The sequence below is a fragment of the Salinicoccus cyprini genome (genome assembly GCF_007713705.1).
Lineage (GTDB): Bacteria > Bacillota > Bacilli > Staphylococcales > Salinicoccaceae > Salinicoccus > Salinicoccus cyprini.
This window is the reverse complement of sequence record NZ_VMSJ01000003.1, coordinates 125,309-144,775: the sequence shown is the minus strand read 5'-3', so window position 1 is coordinate 144,775 and position 19,467 is coordinate 125,309. Positions and strand designations below refer to the sequence as shown.

General features: G+C 47.1%; 18 protein-coding genes. 6 read left to right on the top strand and 12 right to left on the bottom strand.

Translation table 11 applies throughout. The annotated features are described in order from the left end of the window. Positions 1-217 precede the first annotated feature (217 nt). Positions 218-622 (top strand): GNAT family N-acetyltransferase, encoded by a 405-nt coding sequence (locus FO441_RS08540; RefSeq protein WP_186365518.1) that lies wholly within the window; start codon positions 218-220, stop codon positions 620-622. 143 nt (positions 623-765) lie between these two features. Here the strand turns inward: FO441_RS08540 and FO441_RS08535 are convergent, their stop codons facing one another. From FO441_RS08535 to FO441_RS08515, 5 genes are all read right to left on the bottom strand, one after another. Next, positions 766-1,626 (bottom strand): DMT family transporter, encoded by an 861-nt coding sequence (locus FO441_RS08535; protein ID WP_145288673.1) that lies wholly within the window; start codon positions 1,624-1,626, stop codon positions 766-768. A 296-nt stretch (positions 1,627-1,922) separates the two neighbouring features. Further along, on the bottom strand, positions 1,923-2,702 hold the full coding sequence (locus tag FO441_RS08530) for a sulfite exporter TauE/SafE family protein (RefSeq protein WP_145288670.1): 780 nt from the start codon (positions 2,700-2,702) through the stop codon (positions 1,923-1,925). After that, the gene (locus tag FO441_RS08525; RefSeq protein ID WP_145288668.1) at positions 2,702-4,063 is read right to left on the bottom strand and encodes an MBL fold metallo-hydrolase; all 1,362 of its coding nucleotides are present in this window, start codon (positions 4,061-4,063) and stop codon (positions 2,702-2,704) included. Before FO441_RS08525 ends, FO441_RS08530 begins: the two co-directional genes overlap by 1 nt. Before the next feature lie 60 nt (positions 4,064-4,123). After that, positions 4,124-5,224, bottom strand: coding sequence for a DsrE/DsrF/DrsH-like family protein (locus tag FO441_RS08520; RefSeq protein WP_145288665.1), 1,101 nt, complete (start codon positions 5,222-5,224; stop codon positions 4,124-4,126). 117 nt (positions 5,225-5,341) lie between these two features. Continuing rightward, entirely contained in the window at positions 5,342-5,611 is a 270-nt protein-coding gene (locus FO441_RS08515; RefSeq protein WP_237605974.1) for a metal-sensitive transcriptional regulator, read from the bottom strand. A gap of 424 nt (positions 5,612-6,035) precedes the next feature. On the opposite strand from FO441_RS08515, the gene abc-f (FO441_RS08510) reads away from it, so the two are divergent. Next, positions 6,036-7,517, top strand: coding sequence for a ribosomal protection-like ABC-F family protein (gene abc-f / locus FO441_RS08510; RefSeq protein ID WP_186365517.1), 1,482 nt, complete (start codon positions 6,036-6,038; stop codon positions 7,515-7,517). 96 nt (positions 7,518-7,613) lie between these two features. Here the strand turns inward: abc-f (FO441_RS08510) and FO441_RS08505 are convergent, their stop codons facing one another. Together FO441_RS08505 and FO441_RS08500 are read right to left on the bottom strand one after the other, a co-directional pair. Further along, positions 7,614-8,963: a dihydrolipoyl dehydrogenase family protein gene (locus FO441_RS08505; RefSeq protein WP_145288660.1), complete on the bottom strand. Its 1,350-nt coding sequence runs from the start codon at positions 8,961-8,963 to the stop codon at positions 7,614-7,616. A 104-nt stretch (positions 8,964-9,067) separates the two neighbouring features. Beyond that, positions 9,068-9,577, bottom strand: a complete 510-nt coding sequence (locus FO441_RS08500) for a cupin domain-containing protein (RefSeq protein ID WP_145288657.1) — start codon at positions 9,575-9,577, stop codon at positions 9,068-9,070. 497 nt (positions 9,578-10,074) lie between these two features. On the opposite strand from FO441_RS08500, the gene abc-f (FO441_RS08495) reads away from it, so the two are divergent. After that, entirely contained in the window at positions 10,075-11,532 is a 1,458-nt protein-coding gene (abc-f, locus tag FO441_RS08495; protein ID WP_145288654.1) for a ribosomal protection-like ABC-F family protein, read from the top strand. A gap of 246 nt (positions 11,533-11,778) precedes the next feature. Continuing rightward, entirely contained in the window at positions 11,779-12,321 is a 543-nt protein-coding gene (locus FO441_RS08490) for a GNAT family N-acetyltransferase (protein WP_145288651.1), read from the top strand. A gap of 122 nt (positions 12,322-12,443) precedes the next feature. Here FO441_RS08490 and FO441_RS08485 read toward each other — a convergent pair whose 3' ends face one another. The 5 genes from FO441_RS08485 to FO441_RS08465 all read right to left on the bottom strand — a co-directional run bounded on the left by FO441_RS08485 (position 12,444) and on the right by FO441_RS08465 (position 18,011). Then, positions 12,444-13,577, bottom strand: a complete 1,134-nt coding sequence (locus FO441_RS08485) for a trans-sulfuration enzyme family protein (protein ID WP_145288648.1) — start codon at positions 13,575-13,577, stop codon at positions 12,444-12,446. Positions 13,578-13,727: 150 nt separating this feature from the next. Next, entirely contained in the window at positions 13,728-15,047 is a 1,320-nt protein-coding gene (locus tag FO441_RS08480) for a CBS domain-containing protein (protein WP_186365516.1), read from the bottom strand. Between the two features lie 245 nt (positions 15,048-15,292). Beyond that, entirely contained in the window at positions 15,293-16,141 is an 849-nt protein-coding gene (locus tag FO441_RS08475; RefSeq protein WP_145288642.1) for an aldo/keto reductase, read from the bottom strand. A gap of 56 nt (positions 16,142-16,197) precedes the next feature. Next, a complete protein-coding gene (locus FO441_RS08470) occupies positions 16,198-17,544 on the bottom strand; it encodes a dihydrolipoyl dehydrogenase family protein (RefSeq protein WP_145288640.1) in 1,347 nt (448 codons plus the stop codon). A 5-nt stretch (positions 17,545-17,549) separates the two neighbouring features. Further along, on the bottom strand, positions 17,550-18,011 hold the full coding sequence (locus tag FO441_RS08465; protein WP_145289011.1) for a MarR family transcriptional regulator: 462 nt from the start codon (positions 18,009-18,011) through the stop codon (positions 17,550-17,552). 148 nt (positions 18,012-18,159) lie between these two features. On the opposite strand from FO441_RS08465, the gene FO441_RS08460 reads away from it, so the two are divergent. Then, positions 18,160-19,026, top strand: coding sequence for a putative RNA methyltransferase (locus FO441_RS08460; RefSeq protein ID WP_186365515.1), 867 nt, complete (start codon positions 18,160-18,162; stop codon positions 19,024-19,026). A gap of 59 nt (positions 19,027-19,085) precedes the next feature. Continuing rightward, positions 19,086-19,343, top strand: coding sequence for a DUF2188 domain-containing protein (locus FO441_RS08455; protein WP_145288634.1), 258 nt, complete (start codon positions 19,086-19,088; stop codon positions 19,341-19,343). The last annotated feature ends 124 nt before the right edge of the window (positions 19,344-19,467 follow it).

Sequence of the window (19,467 nt, the reverse complement as noted above, 5' to 3'; positions counted from 1 at the left end):
TATGGACTATTCGATAAATGTATATAATGAGTAGCATACTAAAAATTCAAATAACTATGCAAGCAAAATGTGAAAGTAGGGTTAGGAAAGTTACTGCAGGATGACATTCAATGGAGTTATAGAGATTTGCTGGTCTATCACCTTCGGTGCAGGAAGAAAATAAAGTCCGGGAGGATGGCAGAATCGCTACATCTCCTTGGCTTTTAATTCTAAGATTTTGATTGCTACATTGGCGGACTTTGAACAGCCTATTGATGCTTCCGACACTCAGTTCACTGTAGGCCGCTTTGATGAGGCTGCGCTTGTATGCACTGCTGCTTTCATCCAATCACAAGGGGCAAAGTCGAAGCATAAAGGCAGTCTGGTCGCGATGTACTGTAAAAGTGATTACAGAGGCACGGGTATTGCCAAAGAGGTGGTGCGCCATCTGATCGATCGGGTGAAAGGAATGGATGGGGTAAAGGTTATCAATCTCTCAGTAGTCACTGAAAACATCAGAGCTGCTGCATTCTTCGAGTCATTCGACTTTAAAGTGTATGGCACAGAGCCGAAAGCGATGTTCGATGGTGACAGGTATTACGATGAGCATCTGATGACATTGGATCTGAAGGCTTCTGGTTAACTTATAAGACAAATTTAAAAGCATGTTTTCTGTAGAATGACAGGAAACATGCTTTTTAGAAATCTGTCTGATTGAATGGTCCTTTTCGAATTCGCTACGAATAGATAGGATTTCCTTATGCCATTATCCAACAGCCATCAAGCCTATTTAGCACTCAGCACCGTGATGGTCACAAGTATGATTCCCATGCCGAGAATCTGAACGAAACCGAGGCCATCACCAAGAATAACCACCCCAAAAAGGGATGCGGTCACCGGTTCCACCATTGCGACCATGGAAGCGGTCGTTGGGCGGGTCCGGCGGACACCAATGACATAGATGATGAATGATACACCTGCACCTACTGCTCCGAGCAGCAGGAACCACCATATGTCTTCAGATGTCAGCACAATGAATGCTTCATCCATATCGATGAACCATATAAGAATGAGACATAATACCAGGAAAGCTACAGTCAGTATCATCTGTGGTCTACCGATGTCGGAAGCATTCTTGAAACCGAAAATGAACAGTGCATATGACAGGCCTGCAGCGAGACCTGCAATCACACCGAATATGCCGGTCGATAGGGCTTCCGGGTCATAGGCACCTGTAAGTAGGACGATACCGATAATTACAGAGCATACGCATAACCATTTAAACCATGTTGATTGTTCTATTCTGAATAGAAACGAAATCAGGAGAACGAATATCGGCGCCGTATACATCAGAGTCGCTGCAACAGCAACGCTCGATTCCTGTATGCTCAGAAAATAGAAGGTGAAGTTTCCCGCCACCCCAATGCCGCCAAGCAGCGACCAGAGATAAAAGCGTGGTGAAGTGCTCCAGTTCTGTTTGAAGTGGGTGATGAACCATACGAAGAAGAATACGAATCCGACTGCGCCGCGATAGAATGAAATGATAAGCGGATCCCATCCTTTGTCCATCAATATATCTGCAATGCCACCGCTGATCCCCCAGAAAATGGCAGCGAGTATGACAAGCAAGATGCCGGTGTATTTCATGGTTACTTCCTCCTAGATCAATATAGGGCAGGATGGTGGATGATCTGATCAACAACTTTAGCTTGTCTGGAAATATCCTCTGACACACTTGCCTTTGACGCTCTCGTTGCATTGTTCCCGAGTGGGCGACGTATTACACTCTTTCTGCATATAAAAAGATAGAACCGCCACTTGTGTGACGATTCTTAAGACTTTGCGTATCTTTGCCCTGATCGCTGTAACAAACTTCAATCGAAGATCTGTGAATGATTCAATACGATGATCGACAGGCACTTTTTAATTGATGAAAATTAAATTTAGAAAAAGATTTCCACCCATATCTTCAAGGAAGTTCCGAGAATGAGCAGGGCCAAAATCCATTGAAGTATTTTAACATTCATCTTCTGCCCCACTTTTGCACCGATCGGTGCTGCGATGAGACTCGCAACTATCATGATGGCTGCAGGCCCATAGAGCACCTGGTCGGTAACAACTTTACCAATCGTAGTACCAATGGAGGAAATGAAAGTGACGGCGAGACTTGTGGCGATGGTTACCCGGGTCGGTATTTTAAGCACGACAAGCATGATCGGTACGAGGATGAATGCACCCGCAGCACCGACGATACCTGCCGCAGCACCAGTAATGAAAGCAAGTGCTGCTGCCAGAAGTCCATTGAAATCAAGGGTATCATCGGGATTGAATGGCACTTCCTTTTTTGGCAGAAACATCATGACGACAGCAATGGTGGCAAGTACCGCATAGATGATGTCTATCTGGGTCTCTGTAAGGAATTCTGAACCATATCCCCCGAGAAGACTGCCGATCAGGATGGCGCTCCCCATATACAGGATCAACCTCATATTCAAGTAGCCGCTGCTTTTATATGCCCATACGCCAGCGATGGTGGCAAAAACGACCTGGACGGCGCTGATACCGGCGACTTCATGAGAGGTGAATGCGGCAATACCGAGCATGGAAGGAATATAGAGCAGCATCGGATACTTGATGATGGAACCACCGATACCTACCATCCCCGAGATGAAGGAACCGATGAATCCGATCAGAAATATGACGATTATAAATGAAGTGTCCATTACTTCATCGCTTCTTTAATGCCGCCATAGCCTTTTTCTATATTGACGACATTATCGAAGCCGCGTGCTTTAAGTGCACTCATTGCGATGGCTGAGCGCACACCGGACTGGCAGTGGACATAGATTGTATCGTCTGTGCTGAATGGCACTTCTTTTTCATCGACATGTCCAAAGTGGACATGATGCGCATTATCAAGGTTGCCTTCCTTGTACTCGGCAGTGGAGCGGACGTCCAGAACATGCTTGTCTTCGTAGTTCTTGACGAAGTCTTCAGGAATGACATTTTCATAGGAATCATCGAAGTACTTGTCTGCTTTGTCTTCAGGAACGATCAATTCAAGGTTGTCGAAACCGATGGACGCAAGGTCTTCCTGGAGTGTTCTGCTATCTTCAGGGTCTGCAATGACTGTCATCGGTTGATCATAATCCACATACCATCCAGCAAACTGAAGGAATTTATCATTGTATGGAATATTGATGGCGCCTTTTTTGAACCCTTTTTTGAATGCTTCTTTGCTTCTGAGGTCCAACAGCTGTCCTGGAAGCATATCAGGTGTACCGATTTCGACTTTCTTCACCTTGAATTCAGGCAGGCCTTCCTTATTGACTTTCTTCATCTGTGCAAAGTAGCTTGGCGGCTCCGGCTGGTCACTTGTCAATTCTTTGATGAAGGCATCTTTATCTTCGTATTCGAACACCCAGTTATTTTTGCGCTCATATCCAAGAGTGGACAATGGCACAGCACCGAGGGATTTACCACATGCACTGCCGGCTCCATGGCCTGGCCATACTTGCATGAAGTCCGGATAGTCATTCATCTTCTTAAGGGAAGCGAACATCGCATTCGCGCCCTCTTCGGTTGTGCCTTCCATTTTGGCTGCTTCTTCGAGCAGGTCGGGACGGCCAATGTCGCCAACGAAGATGAAGTCACCTGTGAAGATGCCCATCGGTTCATCACTGCCGCCACCACGGTCGATCAGCACGAAAGAGATGCTTTCAGGTGTATGGCCTGGGGTGTGGATCACTTTCAATTCGACATTGCCGACATGGATGGTGTCGCCATCTTTGAGATATACGGTAGCTTCCGGCATATTTTTGTATTTCCAGTTTTCGTCGCCTTCATCAGATACATATGCTGTCGCATTGAAGCGTTTTGCAGCGTCGCGCAGTCCGGAAGCGAAGTCTGCGTGGATGTGCGTTTCCGTCACCTGGGTGATGATGAAGCCTTCATCTTTTGCAACTGCCTCATATTCATCAATCACACGCTTTGGATCGATGATGATTGCTTCCTTTGTCTTCTGGCAAGCGACCATATAGGATGTCTGTGCCAGTTTTTTATCGAAGAATTGTTTAAAGAACATTGATCTACACTCCTTGGTATTTTAATTGATTGGCGGGGACGCGCAGGGCAGTCTGTTCAATTATATGAACAGGTTCAGGTTGCCGTTTTCCGCATCGCCGAGGTAGGTGCCTACGCCGCCGAAATTGACGTTTGGCAGCAGTTCATCTTTGTCAATGGCCATGATATCCATACTCATCGTGCAGGCGACCATTTTGACGCCGAGCTTATCCGCCTTGTCAATCATTTCAGTAAGCGCGTCGACTTTTTTCTTTTTCATTACATATTGGATCATTTTGGATCCCAGACCGAACATGTTCATGTTGGAGATTGGGAGTTTGGCAGCGGATTTCGGCATCATCATGCTGAATGCCTTATCCAGACCGGATTTATTCTTTTTTGGTGCATTTGGATCCTTGATGACATTCAGTCCCCAGAACGTGAAGAACATGGTGACCTCTTTGCCCATGCTTTTCGCGCCGGTCGCAATGATGAATGAAGCCAGTGCCTTATCCATATCTCCACTGAATACGACCATCGTTGCGCCATCTTTCGTTTCGACCATCTGGTGGCCTTCGCCATCAGCTTTAGCCTGTGGTGCATTCTTCTGCATCACTACTACAACATTATCTTCTGATTTTTCATTTTTAAGAATGGAATTTCCAGTCTTGCGTGCCCATGCTTCGACATCCGTGCAGAATCCAAAGTCTGTGACCGTGATTTCCATCTGCTGTCCCGGCTCCAGTTCTCCCATCACTTCATTGACCTTAAGGAGAGGGCCTGGACATTGGAGCCCGCTTGCTTCGACTTTTACCCGGTTTGGATCAATTTCAACATTCTCAGTTGATGCCTCTGCAGTTTCGTCTGCTGCTTCGTCTGCACTGTTGTATTTACCAGTGTATGCAGAGTAGCCTTCTTCAAGGTTCACTGCGTCGAAACCATTGCGTTTCAGTATCTCCACTGCATTTGCACCGCGTTTTCCGCGCTGGCAGTATACATGGATTTTCCTGTCTTTTGGAAGTTCTTCGAGGCGTTCTTCAATTTCATTTACGGATACATTGTCTGCCCCAGCAATGTGCCCCATCTCGTATTCAAAAGGTTCTCTGACATCCAGCAGATATTCGTTTTCTTCGACCAGTTGGTCGGCCTCGCTGATGTGATAATTTGTTTGTGTCCTACTCATAGTAGTGAATCATCCTCCTATTTTTAAATACCTATAGGGGTATATTAGCATCATCTTCATCCTTTGTCAAATACCCAATGGGGTATATTTTGATTTAAATAAAAACAGATGATCTCATCATCTGCTCTTATTGAGTAGTTCAACTGCTTCTTTCACCAATTCATCCGTATCTTCGTCCGGATTGTTCATGGTCTCTTTGACACATTGTACAAGATTTTCGCTAACAATAACATTCATCGTCCGATTGAGTGCACTTTTGGCTGCGCTTAACTGAGTGACGACATCTTTGCAGCTTTTACCTTCTTCAATCATTTTCAGCGCACCATTGATCTGTCCTTGCAACCGGTTGATCCTGTTGACAATGGCTTTGTCGTAAGTAGCCTGCATTTCAAGTTCGGTCATCAAACTCACCTTCCTGTATGGTTTATTGTCTTCATTATAAATCTGCTGGCACAATAAGTCAAATACCCCTACAGGTATAAAGGGTTAGGATGGATTACTGTGTTTACAGTCACCAAGTATTTTAACGTCGTCTTAAAGAAGTTTGGAAAAGGGCTGAAAGTTTAACAGTCATTGCCGAAAACTGAATAGAATGATAAAATTGCACCAACAAGTAAAAGGGGTGAACTTTAGGCCGATGAGAATATAATCCTTATTTTAAACGACAACATAATACGTCATGGTTTATTTCGTGATGCTAATTTATGTTGGAATAAGGGTTATATCGGATAAAGTGGGCAAGTATGTGTATTTGCCGTACCTATTTTTGGATATATGCGCCTTATTCCGACAGGAAAAGAGGTGCTTTTTTATGTTGGAAATCAATGACCTGACATTGGAAGTGGAAGGGGAGCAGCTGCTGCATGTCGATCAGGTGCGGGTCGTGAAGCCGACGATCATCGGATTGATTGGAGATAACGGCACAGGGAAGACGACGCTGTGCCGGCACATTGTAGAGACACACGATAACGTCACATACATCCCACAGATCAAGGAGGCAGAAGGGACGAAGAGTGGGGGAGAAACGACGAAGCAGTATTTGCTGGATGGGTTGAAAGAGTACAGCCAGATCCTGCTGCTCGACGAACCGACGACGCATCTGGATGAGAACAACATCAGATGGCTGACAGGTAAGCTGAAGCGGTATGACGGCATCGTTGTGGTCATTTCGCATGACCGGCATTTCCTCGATCAGATGGCGCGTGAAATCTGGTCGATCGAGCAGAAGGTGCTGTTCAAGTATCCCGGCAACTATACGAAGTTCAAGCAGATCCAGGAGGAGAAGCTCAGGCGGCAGCAGGAAGAGTACCGCCAGTATGTGAATGAGAAGAAAGCCATTGAAGATAAGATCAGACGCAAGAATGACCAGGCGGCACGGTCGAATGTTGCGGAAGGTGTGGATCATGGGGACAGTGGCTCGAGTCCGTACTTCAACAGGCTGCAGAAGAAGCTGCACAGTACATCAAAAGCGATGGCGTCCCGTCTCGATCATCTCGAAGAGAAGGAGAAGCCGGTGGAGAAGAAGGAAATCATCTTCCATAGTGATACTGAGAATAAATACGGCAACAAGATGATCATCCGCTTCGACGCTGATGTGTCTATAGGTGAAAAGCTGCTCATACAAAATCCCGGTCTGTATATCCGCAATGGAGAGAAGATTGCCATCAGCGGTCCGAATGGCAGTGGCAAGACGACACTCATCAATCGTATTGTCGCCAAGTATGATGGCCAGCTCAACATCGGCTACTTCCATCAGAACCTGGAAGGGCTGGACGCGGATCGGACGATACTCGAGAATGTGATGGATACGGCCATCTACGATGAAACGACCGTCCGGATCATGCTGGGGCGGCTCAATATCAGACGGGACGATGTCCATAAGCCGGTCAAGCTGATCAGTGGGGGCGAGCGCATCAAAGTCCAGCTGGTGAAGATCCTGGTCATGGATGCGGATATTCTGATTCTGGACGAACCGACCAACTATCTCGATATCCACTCGGTCGAAGCACTGGAATCCATGATTGTGAACTATCCGAACACGGTCCTCACCATCAGCCACGACAGGCGCTTCAAGGAGAATGTCTCGGACAAGGAATATGTCATCAAAGACCGGACATTGAAAGAGAACGTCACGGTGCGTTCCAGAGACGAGACGGACGAAGCACTGATGGTAGTTGAAAATAAGATCTCACAAGTGCTCGGTGATATGGCGGACGGTTCGACAGAGGCGCTGGATACGGAGTTCGAGAAGCTGCTTGCCGAGAAGAAACGGCTGGTGAGTGAGCGGAAATAGAATTGGAAGACAAAGCTCCCCCAATCTGCAGAAAGCAGGTCGGGGGAGCTTCATCGTTTGTCGTTTTTGTTATAGTGGACGGGTTCAATTTTCTTTTTAGAGCATGGATCCAATATCAGAAGCGGCAGTGGGGTACGCATAGGTCACCTGTTTAAGATCCGCTGTCTTTAATTTGAAGTGGATCGCAGTAGCGAAGTGGTTGATCAGTTCATCTGCTTCTCGACTGAGCAGGTGGGCGCCGAGCACCTGGTCGGTATCTTCATCAATGATGATTTTAACCATTGCGTGTTTTTCATTTGTCCGCTTGTACGTATACCATTCCGAAGTATCGATTTTATTGACTCTGATGGTGTATCCTTGTTCTCTGGCCGCTTCTTCCGAAAGTCCGACAGCAGATAGTTTTGGCAGTGTAAATACGTTACTCGGCATCACTTCATAGTCTGGTTTCTGCTTATTTCCATCCAGTAGATTGGCAGCCACGACCTGGGACTCCATCGAGGCAATCGGGGTCAGCGGCAGCCCTTTTGTTGCTGCTGCGTCTCCTGCTGCATATACACGTGGGTTGCTGACGCTTTGCAGATATTCGTTCACGGAGACCCCATCCTTCTCGCTGTCCACGTTTCCTTTTTCAAGATCCAGATCATCAATTTCAGGAACACGCCCTGCGCCATGGACGACGCAGTCACCTTCCAGTTCAAAGGGTTCTCCATTTTTCTCGCCTTCGACCGTAAAGGAAGCATCTGACTTCCGGATGGATTTCACTTCTGTATTCAAGTGGACCTGAATGCCGTTCTCTTCAGAACTTTTCACCAGCAGGTCGACCAGCTCCGGTTCAAAGTTTTTCAGTGGCCGTTCACCGCGTTGGATGATGTGCACTTCGGCACCCGCACGGGCTGCGATATGCGCAAACTCGAACGAGATATACCCGCCCCCTACAAAGATCAGTTTTGAGGGCAGCTCATCCAGTTCCAGAAATTCGTCACTATATGTCAGATGCTCGGTTCCTTCAATGGGCAGCTCGACCGGCTTTGCGCCAGTCGCAATCAGAATGTGCTTTCCTGTCAGCTGATCATCCTCAACTTGAATCGTTTCTTCATCCACGAAGGAAGCCCGTCCATGAAACGTATGGATCCCTGCCTCATGCAGCTTCTTGTTTGTTCCTTCAGGTACTGGTTCTGTAAAGGTGCGTTTGAAATCCATCAGCTCGGACCAGTTGATGGATGTGCCGGAAGTGATGCCTTTGCCGTTCATTCTTTCTGCATCATCAATCATTTCTGCTGCCCCTACAAGTACTTTTTTAGGGTCGCAGCCTCTCAGTGGACAAGTGCCGCCGTAAGGACGTGAATCTATCATGGCCACTTCCCATCCTGCATCCCTGCACTTCATCGCAGCAGTCGTCGCAGCAGAACCTGTACCGACGACAATCAGATCAAAATCATGTTTCATTTTTAGACAGCTCCTCCTTGATTTAAATACCTTCTTCCATATCTTCTCTTATATTCAAAGAGTTAAACACGCACGCGATCGATGTACGGTTATTTTTCATGGAATCAGCCTTTCCAATGGTCGAAGAGCGGTCCATTTTCACCGAATACCGGATCGTACTGGGGCAGGGGCACCTGTCTGATGTTTTCAATCTTTTCAGGTCTTTCTTCCGCTTTACCATAGTTCATATCAAAATCGACACCTCCCGGATAGGCGCCGTAGTTTGCATAATCGTCGCTTGCCTCAATTCTTTTATGCCCATAGCCGGCAGGGAGGATGATGACATCCCCTTTCTCTGCTTCGACCGCTTCCCCCTGTTCACCACCGAGCAGCAGCGTGGCACTGCCTGCTTTCACTGCGAGCACTTCATGGGTGTTGCTGTGGTAGTGGTGGAAAGGATGGACGGAACCGAGCCAATCTCCGGACCAGTCGTTCGCATTCAGGATATTTGGGATATCATCGCTTTCCTCAAACACATTCTTATAAAGCAGAAGCGGCAGTTCCGGATTATTCGGTATGCTGCCGTCATCTTCCATTTTCAATGGAATGATCTCAATATCTTCAATACGTTTCATTTTCATCCTCCTTTATGATGCTTATTAACCTTCTACCTCTCCAAATCGAAAATAATCATAGTGTGGCATAATAACAAAACTAACAGGTGACTGGACTTTGTTATATCCCCTCATATAAATCATGCTTACTGAAAGAGCAAATGATGATAACTGAATGAATAGGAAAGATGGTCATGTAAGAAATAAAAGTTAAGTGATTATCAATTACACTGTCTGTTCACAGAAGATCGCTTCTTTATCTTCTGCTTTTAATATGATAGAATTACAACAAATAAACGTGAGGAGGTCTTGAGAATGGGTATCCCTAGAATTTGGAAGACTTTTTTGAATAGCTAACTAAATACAATATTCAAAAGTCATGCTATAACTATATTCTCAGGGGATAAGTATGTCCATTTTTAGGATGATCCTATAACCGGCACTGGAGATAGCATAAGGCTGTCTCTTTTTTGTGTCTAAAAATATAGTTTGCAGGCTCATAAGGAGTGCAAATTATAATGAATGAATTATCATTGCTTTTAAAGAATGTTGATGTAACTTTTGGCAATAAGGATCTATTGAACATTGAAGCACTGTCAGCATATATGAATGACAAAATTGCGATCATTGGGACGAACGGGACGGGCAAGTCCACCCTGCTCAAAATCATTGCAGGAGATTTCGTGGATTTCAGAGGCAGTATTCAAACAGAGACGGATTTCAACTACTTCGCCCAGATTGATGAGTTGGACGATCAGGTGGATGGTGAGTTCAACTTCGAGCTGCTCAGCCGTCTGAACGTACCTGATAATACAAGCTTGAGTGGGGGAGAAGAAACGAAGTTCCGTCTGGCACGTGCAATGTCGGAATACAAACTTGGTCTGCTGCTTGATGAACCGACTACACATCTGGATCAGGAGAGTGTCAATCTTCTGATCGATGAACTGAAGTACTACTATGGTACTTTAATATTCGTCAGTCATGACCGTCATTTCATTAACAGCATCGCTGAAAAGATCTGGGAAGTATCTGATGGCACAGTTAGGGAATATATTGGAAATTATGAGGACTATGAGGCCCAGAAAGAGCAGGAGAAACTGGAGCATGAAAGACAGTATCAAAGTTACGTCAATGAGAAGAAACGTCTAGAAAATGCCGTTCAGAAACAAATGGAAAAAGCGGGTAAGATGAGCCGAGGGGATAAAAGCAAAAATAAAGATATAAAGCCCGACCGCTTAAGTTCCAGCAAGCAAAAGGATACGGTTCAAAAGCAGGCATTCAAGACTGCCAAATCCATTGAAACAAGAATCGATCAGCTGGATGAAGTAGAACGGATGGGGGATAGAGCTCCGCTGGTATTCCCAATGTCCAGAACGATGGAACTGCATAATAAGTTTCCAATCATGGCGCAGGATATTACAGTGCAGCGGGGAGATAAAGTACTGCTTGATAAGGTGAGTTTCCAGTTTCCATTAGGTCATGTGATTGCCATTACCGGTAATAACGGATCGGGCAAATCGAGCCTGTTGCATGACATAATGAGCCGTGCGGATGGAATGGAATTTTCACCGAAAGTCATAATGGAAAGTTACAGGCAGATGGATTATAAACTATTCACAGATGAACCTGTTATAAATTATCTGATGAAGCGAACGGATTTCAGAGAGCCTTTCGTGAGAAGCATCCTTCAGAACCTCGGATTCACTCAGGATGAGGTGACAAAACCCATCCATGATCTGAGTGGCGGAGAAGCGACCAGAATCTCCCTGGCTTTGATGTTTGTAAAACCATCCAATGTCATCATATTGGATGAACCGACAAACTTTATTGATCTGAATACAATCGAAGCATTGGAAAAGTTCATAGTCATGTATCAAGGTACAGTTATCGTGACTTCACACGACAGGTATTTCATCGATAGGATAGCAGATGCCATATATCTTATTGAAGAACGGCAATTCAAAAGGATGAAATAATAATCTCATGTTTCCATGGAGAAATCTGGGCGACCCCAGAAGTTGGACCTTAAATCTACTTTTTGAGGTTACTATAATCTCCGTGGAGACTTCTTTAATCACTTGGGAATTTGAGAAAAATACTTCTGGAAACAGTAATGTTCCGGCCCTAAGTTTTATCCATGTTCATATGGTATGATTGAAACTAATTTGAAAGAATGGTTATTCATCGTAGTCATTACGAAGAAAAGAAGCGGGGGAATCATCATGAATATAAGAATGCTGGATACAGAGGACGCCGGACAGTACCAGTTGCTGAGGCTCGAAGGACTGAAGACGGATCCAAGTGCCTTCGGTTCCACATATGAGCGAGAAGTGGGCTTTTCACTGGAGGATTTCGAACAACGTATTGCGCCTTCAGAGAACCAGTTGACTGTAGGCGGTTTTGATGAGATGCGGCTTGTATGCACTGCTTCCTTCACCAGATCACAAGAGCCGAAGTCGAAGCATAAAGGGTCGCTGGTGGCGATGTACTGCAAAAGCAGCTATAGGGGAACAGGAATCGCAAAAGAGGTAGTGCGCCACTTATTGGACAGGGTAAGAGAATTGAAAGGAATAGAGATGATAAATCTTGCAGTCGTGACGGAAAATACGAGAGCCACGGCATTCTACGAATCATTCGGGTTCGAGATATATGGGACAGAACCAAAAGCCATGTTCGATGGCAAGAAATATTATGATGAAAATAAGATGGCTTTGGATATGAAGGACAATTCTTTCGTGACTAATGAGAATATTAGAGAAGAGTGACGCTGACGGGGGATTGCGGGGTACAACTTGATGGACGAGCCCCATCAGTAAGTGGAAATGCCGCACGGAAGATGAATTCCATGCGGCATTTTTTATTGATACTTCGTCGGCATCGTTTTTGGTTATATCCTCGACAGGGCCTGGTCTAGGTCCTCCTTCAGATCGTCCACATTTTCGATGCCGACGGAGAGGCGGAGCAGGTTCTCTGGTGCCCGTGTCAATTCCTTTTCTACAGAGGCACGGTGTTCGATGTAGCTGTGTGTGCCCCCGAGACTGGTTGCCTGTGTCAGGATCTCCACTGTATTGGCGACTTTCAATGCCTCTTTTTCTCCGCCTTTGACCTGGAACGACAGCAGTCCGCCGAAGTCGCTCATCTGCCTTTTGGCGATGTCATGGCTGGGGTGGCTCGGCAGTCCTGGATAATGGACGGCTTCGACCCTGTCATGCTGTGCCAGAAATTCTGCAATGGCTTTTGCGTTGGCACAGTGCACCCGCATTCTTGCGGACAGGCTCTGTACGCCCCTTAAGGCAAGCCAGCAGTCGAATGATGACGGCACGGCCCCTTTGGCATGCTGCCAGTTCCTCAAGTTGTTCAGCATCTGCGTATCGTCCTTTGCGACGACGGCACCGAGGAGCAGGTCGCTGTGGCCGCCGATATATTTGGTCACTGAATGCAGCGAAAAGTCGACGCCGAGTGCAAGCGGGTTCTGCAGCATCGGTGTTGCGGCCGTGTTGTCGATGACAGTGTAGGCGCCTGCTGCAGCGGCGATGTCCACGACGGCTTCAATATCGGTGATCTTGATCTGGGGATTGGACGGGCTCTCCATCCAGATCAGGCCGGTATCTGCACTTTCGACCATTTCCCTGAGAGCTTCAAGATCGGTCATATCCACCGTGACGATGTCATACCGTCGGCCGATGTCCGTCTCGGCGAGCAGTGTACGGACGCCGAAATACATATCATCCGCCATGACGATGCGCTGGGGTTTCTCAGGGGGGAGGGCTTCGATCACCGAGGCGATCGCTGCCATTCCGGAAGCGTATGTCACACAGTCATGACCATCTTCCAATTCGGTGAGGCACGCTTCCAGTGAGCGGCGGTTCGGATTGTCCCCGCGGCTGTACATGAAGCCGTCCGTATAGGTGCCATCCTCGGCCCTCTCGTATGTAGTGGAAAGGTGAATCGGGGTCGTGACCGCCCCTGTGACCGGATCGACATGGCGTCCGGCATGGACGGCTTTTGTTTCAAAACGCATAAATATCCCTCTCTTCCTAAAATGTATACATGCTTCATTATATAACTTATCGGCTGAATAATCATTCAGTCGAATGCCTCCCGGTTTTATCGCGGAAGTGTCGGCAGCACCATCAGCATATGCCGATGATATAAAAAGATGAAGTATGATTCAACTGTGCAGGACTTTTATAATATCCGTCCGTGTCACAATACCGATCAGCTGTCCGTCCATCATCACAGGCAGCCGGCCGATGTTATGGGTGATGATCAATTCCTCCACTTCCTCGATGGTCGTCCCGGGCTCGACTGTAATCGGATCGTGGCTCATAAAGGCCTTGATGGGGGCATGGCCCAAACCATGCTGATTCGCCTTCTCGAGATCCCGTCTTGCAATGATCCCGATAAGTCTGCCATCTTCAACTACAGGACAGCCCGAGTAGCCCCCGCGGTCCATCAAGTGGCCGGCCGCTTCGATCTTGCTTTCAGGCGCAAGTGTTGCCACTGGGCTCGACATGATGTCACGGGCAGTGACCGCCGTTTTCAAAATAAGGTCAAGACGACTGTCCACCTCTGCCAATACATCATCCAGTTCACTTCTTCTTACTGTTGCAGAGCCTGCCCGCGGATGACCGCCGCCGTCAAACTGCTCCAGTATCGGGCGCAGATCGATCCTGTTGGAACGCCCGCGCCCGACGATGTGGACATGCTTCTCCATCTTTACCACTGTGATCACAGCATCTGCACCGCTGATCTCCAGCAGTTTGTCGGTGATTGTTGCGAGTTCTATCAAAAACCCATCAATCTGATGCGCACTGACGATTACTGTCAGTCCATCCTTATCATATGTTTTCGCCCCGCTGAACAATCGGGTCAGCAGGTGCTGCTGTTCAGGATTCAATTTATAATCAGAGAATCGCTGGATCACTTCCAGATTCATATTCTGCTCCAGCAGAAATCCAGCCACCATAAACTCCCGGTGGGTGGTGTTCGGGAATGTAAAAGCGCCTGTATCTGTATAGATGCCCAGACCGAAAAGTGTGGCTTCAAGTGGAGATATTGGTATTTTTCTTTTTATGATTTCTTCCAGCAGCAGTGTCACTGTTGCACCTACCGGCTCGATGACTTCGTAGTCGCTTTTCACATTGCTTCCGCTCGGAGTGTGGTGGTCGTAGACGGTGATGGTCATCTGCTCTGCATCGAGCTGATCCGTGTAGTTGCCGAGTCTTGATAAAGAGGCGACATCCACCAGAAGGAGGTCGGTCACTTCAGACCAGTCGACAAGCGTATCTTCAATCCAGTCGAAACTATCCCGGTAGATCGCCAGGAATTGTCTTACGGGTGCCGTCTGCTCATTGGGTATGACAACCTTCGCCTCCGGATAGAGCTTATTTGCCGCTATCAGGGAAGCAAGCGCATCGAAGTCGGTATTCACATGTGAAATGATGATCTGCATGACAATCACCTCCGTGTCGAACGTTTGTTTATTCAAGTATATCATTCCGTCAGATGTAAAAATACTCAATTGATACTTGCCGAAAGTATAATGAAATTGCTGTGTGCTTCGACCCGTCTGCTCTATGTTCTCTTCGTAAATCTCCCATCCCCGCCCACAATCTTCAGCTTGAATCCACCACTGTACTTTGTCATTAAAAAATACCCTGAAAGTTAGAATTTCAACTCTAACCTCCAGGGTACAGTATCTTTTCAAAGATACTTTTTCAATTTCATACAGCTTTAGAAATCCACTTCGTTCGGATTCATGCCGGAGAAGCCGACATTCTCCATTGCATCCATCTGCTTCATGTCTTCATCGGAGATTTCGAAGTCGAACACGTGCGTATTTTCTTCGATTCTTTCCGGTGTGACGGATTTCGGCAATGGCAGTGCGCCGTTCTGCAGTACATATCTGATGCACAGCTGTGCAACGGATTTATCATATTTCTGAGCAATTTCTTTCAGGGACTCATCTTCAAGCAGGCGGCCGGATCCGATCGGACTCCATGCTTCAACAAGGATGTCATACTGTTTGCACAGGTCGACGACACCGTTCTGGGTGTGGCCTGGGTGGTATTCAATCTGGTTGACCATCGGTTTCACTTCAGTTTCAAGAAGTGGCTCCAGGTGGTTTGTCATGAAGTTGGATACACCGATGGCTTTGACTTTGCCTGCTTCGTAGAGCTCGGTCATGGCTTTCCACGTTTCATTGTTGATCTCTTCCCAGTTGTCGAACTGCTTCTGGTTCGCCGGCCAGTGGATGAGGTAGAGGTCGAGATAGTCTGTATCGAGTTCTTTCAACGTCTGTTCGAAAGCGGCTTTCGTCTTGTCATAGCCACGCTCTGAATTCCACAGTTTGCTTGTGATGAAAAGATCCTCACGGGCGACGCCGGATTCCTTGATCGCTTTGCCGACGCTGCCTTCATTTTTATATGCTGCGGCTGTATCGATATGGCGATAGCCGGATTCGATGGCTTTCTTTACCGAGTTTACTGCCGTCTCTCCATCTGGTGTCTGCCAAGTTCCAAAACCGACACATGGAATTTCAACACCATTGGTTAATGTGAATGTGTCTGTCAATTTCTGCATATCTGTTGCCTCGCTTTGTCATTTAGTATTTGATACATATGAATTATATACCATTCCTAGAGCATCTCAAACTTAAGAAGATCGAGAACGCCGCTGGATGGGCTCGGGAAAGCAAAAATCATGCTGGAAAGATTTTGCACTGTAATCTGCTGGTTGACAGCGAATGTCAACACATTGACGAGGTCTGCTGCATCATTGCCGTAGATTTCAACGCCAACGAGCTGCTTGTTCTGATTGAGGACGATGTCCATTTCCGCTTCTGTCTCATTCTTATATTCGAACACCATGCGTTCACCGAACTTCACCGTCTTCACAGTGTAGTTGTCATCTTCTTCCGCCTCAGCTACGGTGACACCAATGGAAGAAAGTCGTGGGAGCGTATAGAGTACCATCGGGATGGCAGGGTACTCGATCGGGTCCGGATTCATACCGAGGATATGTGCTGCGATATAATCCGATTCGAACGTCGCTGTCGGTGTCAGTTTCGGGATGTCCTTATCGAGCACATCACCACTGGCATAAATATTCGTTTGCGCAGTGCGCAGGAAGCTGTCGACTTCGACACCCTTCTTGGAATAGCGAACCCCCGCATTCTCAAGCCCAATGCCAGCCACATTCGGCACGCGACCTGTCGCATCGACGATATAGTCCGTACTCATATTCAACCCGGATTCGGTCTTGAGCGTATAGTCCGTTTCATTTTTGACAATCTCCGTTGTACTTTCATTGGAATGGAACTGGACACCTTCCACTTTCAGCTTGTTCATCAGTTTGTCGACGTGTCCTGTGTGGAAGCCTCCCAGGTATTCGTCCGAGTGGTTGATGATGTGTACCTCGGCACCTGTCTTGATGGCGATGGAAGCAAATTCGAACGTAATGATGCCGCCACCGATGAATGTAATACGCTTAGGCATCTCTCCAAGATCCATGAACTCACGGCTCGTATGCGCGTATTCCTTGCCTGTAATATCCAGTACATTACTGTGCTGGCCGGTTGCGACGACGATATTATCTGAAGTCAATGTCTTGCCATCCACTTCAATCGTATGGGCATCCTGCAGCTTGCCGTATCCCATATGGATGTCGATGCCGGCATGTTCCATCATCTGCTGCATGCTGTCAGACATCGGATTGATGACCTGCTCCTTATACTCCATGAGTGACGGCCAGTCGACCGTGACATCCTGACTGAGAATGCCTTTATAGTGTCCCAGTTCCTCAAGTACTTCAAATGGTCCTTCAAGGAGAATCTTCGGGTTGCAGCCGTAATTCGTACATGTGCCTGCGATTGTATCTTTCTCGATGATTGCAACACTTTTTCCTGCCTGTCTGAGTGTCAATGCTGCATGCCATGCCGCATGGCCACTTCCGATGAATGTAACATCATAATCATAATTTGCCATTGCTGTCATTCCTCCATTTTTGATTCATCCGTCAATAAAGTTCTGAGTGCCGTCTCGAGCTGGCTGATCGTTTCCTGTGTGTCGTTGTACTGGTCGATATCGAGGTGTTCCTTGCCGATGCATTCGGCAATCGCCTGCTGGATCGGTCCTTGCGATTCCTGACCTTCAGCAGTCAGATGGACCGTCAGCTGCCTTCTGTCATGAGCGGATTTTTCACGCGTCAGCCAGCCGGCATCCTCCATCCGGCGGAGCAGGGGTGTCAGCGTATTGCTTTCCAAATAAAGGGCATCTCCAATCTGGTGCAGCGTCTGCCCATCTTCCTCCCACAGTGCCATCAGCACCAGATATTGCGAATAGGTCAATCCGAAATCCGAAAGTGCGCGCTGGTAGAATTTCGTAAAGAGCCGACTCGTATTGTAGACCGAAAAGCAGAGCTGGTTGGCCAGTCTGATATGATCTGTCTGCAAATCATTCACCTACTTTCAATCGTGCACGATTAATTGAAGTGTAGAGCAGCACGGACGAAGTTTCAAACATTCTGCTTCAAAGAATTGATGGAAGGTATCACATCCTCTATTATTAAAAAAAGGTGAGTGACGCAACTGGAGGAATATGATGAAGAAGAAAGAAAAGAGTGCCGCGCAGGTCAGTGAGCATGCAGCACTGATCCGCTGTCCGATATGTGGCGGGGAGATGCATGTCGAAACGTTGGCAAGCCTCGTGTGCAGTAATAGTCATGCATTCGACTTTTCCAAGCAGGGCTATGTCAATATGCTGAATAAGCCGGTGACTACGCAGTACGATCAGACACTGTTTGAGAACCGACGGGACTTCATTCTGGAGAGCGGCTTTTATAGTAGGATGCATGGAGTGGTTGTGGATATCATACATCACCTCGGCACCGATGATATGACCGTACTCGATGCAGGCAGTGGGGAAGGATCTCATATGGAACGGATACTGGCAGGAGTTGAGGGGAAACACCTCGGCTTCGGTATCGACATTGCCAAGGAAGGCATTCTGATGGCAGCTAAAAACTATCCCGACTCAATCTGGTTTGTTGGGGATCTGGCGAACCTTCCGCTGAAAGACAGTAGCTGTGATGTCATCCTGAACATCCTGTCACCTGCCAACTACAGTGAATTCAGCCGGGTGATCAAACCGGACGGTGTCGTCATCAAAGTTGTACCACAGTCCGGCTACTTGGGAGAACTGCGTGAAGCACTGTACCGGGATACGGATAAGGCCGAATATGATAATGCGGGTACAGTCTCGCTGTTCGAAGAGAACTTCGAAGTGCTGGAACGTGTTCAAGTAAAAGAAAAGGTGATGCTTGATCGCGCGGCCCTCGCGAATCTGATCCATATGTCACCGCTCGCGTGGAACCATGAAGCGGGCGAGCTGGATGATTTCATTTCAGAAGAAAGACCGGTGACCATCGATCTTGAGATACTTGTCGGCAGGTCTGCCATCAGTGTTTAGCTTCACACCCCTTGAGGTAAAGTATAATCGTATTCAAGATAATGCTTAGGAGGGGTAGAATGGCAGATCAGAATAATGATAATCGTGGGAACTACTTCGAAAAAAGAGAAGGCACGAGTGATGCACGCTACCACGTGGTGCCAGGTGACGATAAGAGATGGGCAGTGAAAGAAGAAGGTAAGGACGATCCGGTCTATACATCGGATAATAAGAATGAAGCTGTGGATGAGGCGAAGAAGAGAGCGGAGGAAGCGGGCTCCAAAGCAATCATTCATGATGATGAAGGGACAATCGAGGAACAGATTGAATACGATTAGTAAACGATTGTTCTCAACTTCAAGGTGGAAAGACATTCAAGGCATTGGATGTCTTTTTTATTTTTATGGCACTTTTGATGACCCTATGAGATGCTTCCATCGTTTTCTCTATTTAAAATCATCA